The following is a 2,572-nucleotide window of genomic DNA, read 5'->3' as shown; positions in this document are numbered from 1 at the left end:
GTCTTCAAGGGGTCTTACTAATTGGGAAATCTCATCTTGAGGGGGGCTTCACGCTTAGATGCTTTCAGCGCTTATCCCGTCCGTACATAGCTACCCAGCGGTGCTCCTGGCGGAACAACTGGTACACCAGCGGTACGTCCATCCCGGTCCTCTCGTACTAAGGACAGCTCCTCTCAAATTTCCTACGCCCACGACAGATAGGGACCGAACTGTCTCACGACGTTCTGAACCCAGCTCGCGTACCGCTTTAATGGGCGAACAGCCCAACCCTTGGGACCTACTTCAGCCCCAGGATGCGATGAGCCGACATCGAGGTGCCAAACCTCCCCGTCGATGTGGACTCTTGGGGGAGATAAGCCTGTTATCCCCAGGGTAGCTTTTATCCGTTGAGCGATGGCCCTTCCATGCGGTACCACCGGATCACTAAGCCCGACTTTCGTCCCTGCTCGACTTGTAGGTCTCGCAGTCAAGCTCCCTTGTGCCTTTACACTCTTCGAATGATTTCCAACCATTCTGAGGGAACCTTTGGGCGCCTCCGTTACTCTTTAGGAGGCGACCGCCCCAGTCAAACTGCCCACCTGACACTGTCCTCGCACCGGATCACGGTACCAAGTTAGAACCTAGATACGATCAGGGTGGTATCCCAACGTTGCCTCCACAGAAGCTGGCGCTCCTGTTTCCTAGGCTCCCACCTATCCTGTACAGATCGTACCCAAATCCAATATCAAGCTGCAGTAAAGCTCCATGGGGTCTTTCCGTCTTGTCGCGGGTAACCTGCATCTTCACAGGTATTAAAATTTCACCGGATCTCTCGTTGAGACAGCGCCCAAGTCGTTACGCCATTCGTGCGGGTCAGAATTTACCTGACAAGGAATTTCGCTACCTTAGGACCGTTATAGTTACGGCCGCCGTTTACTGGGGCTTCGGTTCACAGCTTCGGGATTACTCCCTAACCGCTCCCCTTAACCTTCCAGCACCGGGCAGGCGTCAGCCCGTATACTTCGCCTTGCGGCTTCGCACAGACCTGTGTTTTTGCTAAACAGTCGCTTGGGCCTTTTCACTGCGGCCCCCTCGTGCTATTCACACTACCGGGGCACCCCTTCTCCCGAAGTTACGGGGTCATTTTGCCGAGTTCCTTAACGAGAGTTCTTCCGCGCGCCTTAGAATTCTCTTCTCACCTACCTGTGTCGGTTTACGGTACGGGCACCTTCATCTGGCTAGAGGCTTTTCTTGGCAGTGTGAGATCATGACCTTCGCTACTGTAATTTTCACTCCCCATCACAGTCCAGCCTTAATAGTATGCGGATTTGCCTACATACCAGCCTCACTGCTTGGACAGACATCCATCAGTCTGCGTCACTACCCTACTGCGTCCCCCCATCGCTCGTAACGATTTACGGTGGTACAGGAATTTCGACCTGTTGTCCTTCGACTACGCCTATCGGCCTCGCCTTAGGTCCCGACTTACCCTGAGCGGACGAGCCTTCCTCAGGAACCCTTAGGTTTTCGGCGGATCAGATTCTCACTGATCTTTTCGTTACTCATACCGGCATTCTCACTTGTATGCGCTCCAGCAGTCCTTCCGGTCCACCTTCACTGCTGCATACAACGCTCCCCTACCCCTGATACATAAGTATCAAGCCATAGCTTCGGTGGTGTGTTTAGCCCCGTTACATTTTCGGCGCAGAGTCACTCGACCAGTGAGCTATTACGCACTCTTTAAATGGTGGCTGCTTCTAAGCCAACATCCTGGTTGTCTGTGCAACTCCACATCCTTTCCCACTTAACACACACTTGGGGACCTTAGCTGATGGTCTGGGCTGTTTCCCTCTTGACAATGGATCTTAGCACTCACTGTCTGACTCCCGGAATTAAGTCTATGGCATTCGGAGTTTGACTGAGCTTGGTAACCCTTGCGGGCCCCGCACCCAATCAGTGCTCTACCTCCACGACTCATGATTTCCGAGGCTAGCCCTAAAGCTATTTCGGGGAGAACCAGCTATCTCCGAGTTCGATTGGAATTTCTCCGCTACCCCCACCTCATCCCCGCACTTTTCAACGTGCGTGGGTTCGGGCCTCCAGTGCGTGTTACCGCACCTTCACCCTGGACAGGGGTAGATCACACGGTTTCGGGTCTACGTCCACGTACTCAGTCGCCCTATTCAGACTCGCTTTCGCTGCGGCTACGGCTCTTCACCTTAACCTTGCACGGGAACGTAACTCGCCGGTTCATTCTACAAAAGGCACGCCATCACCCATTAATCGGGCTCTGACTTCTTGTAAGCACACGGTTTCAGGTTCTATTTCACTCCCCTTCCGGGGTGCTTTTCACCTTTCCCTCACGGTACTGCTTCACTATCGGTCGCTAGGGAGTATTTAGCCTTGGCAGATGGTCCTGCCGGATTCATACGGGGTTTCACGTGCCCCGCACTACTCGGGATCCGTCTCGGAGAGAACAGACTTTCAATTACAGGGCTGTTACCTTCTTTGGCGGGCCTTTCCAGACCTCTTCGTTTAATCGGTTCCTTTGTAACTCCATGTGAGACGTCCCACAACCCCAGAGAGCAAGCTC

Annotated in this window: 1 rRNA gene; it reads right to left on the bottom strand. The window is 53.7% G+C overall.

Going from position 1 to position 2,572, the window contains the following annotated elements:
* Positions 1-2,572 (bottom strand): 23S ribosomal RNA (locus tag TCA2_RS25975); the annotation flags it as partial.

The organism is Paenibacillus sp. TCA20, from assembly GCF_000732325.1.
Classification (GTDB): domain Bacteria; phylum Bacillota; class Bacilli; order Paenibacillales; family Paenibacillaceae; genus Paenibacillus; species Paenibacillus urinalis.
Note: the sequence above shows the minus strand (reverse complement) of the source record. Positions and strands in the feature narration are given on the sequence as shown.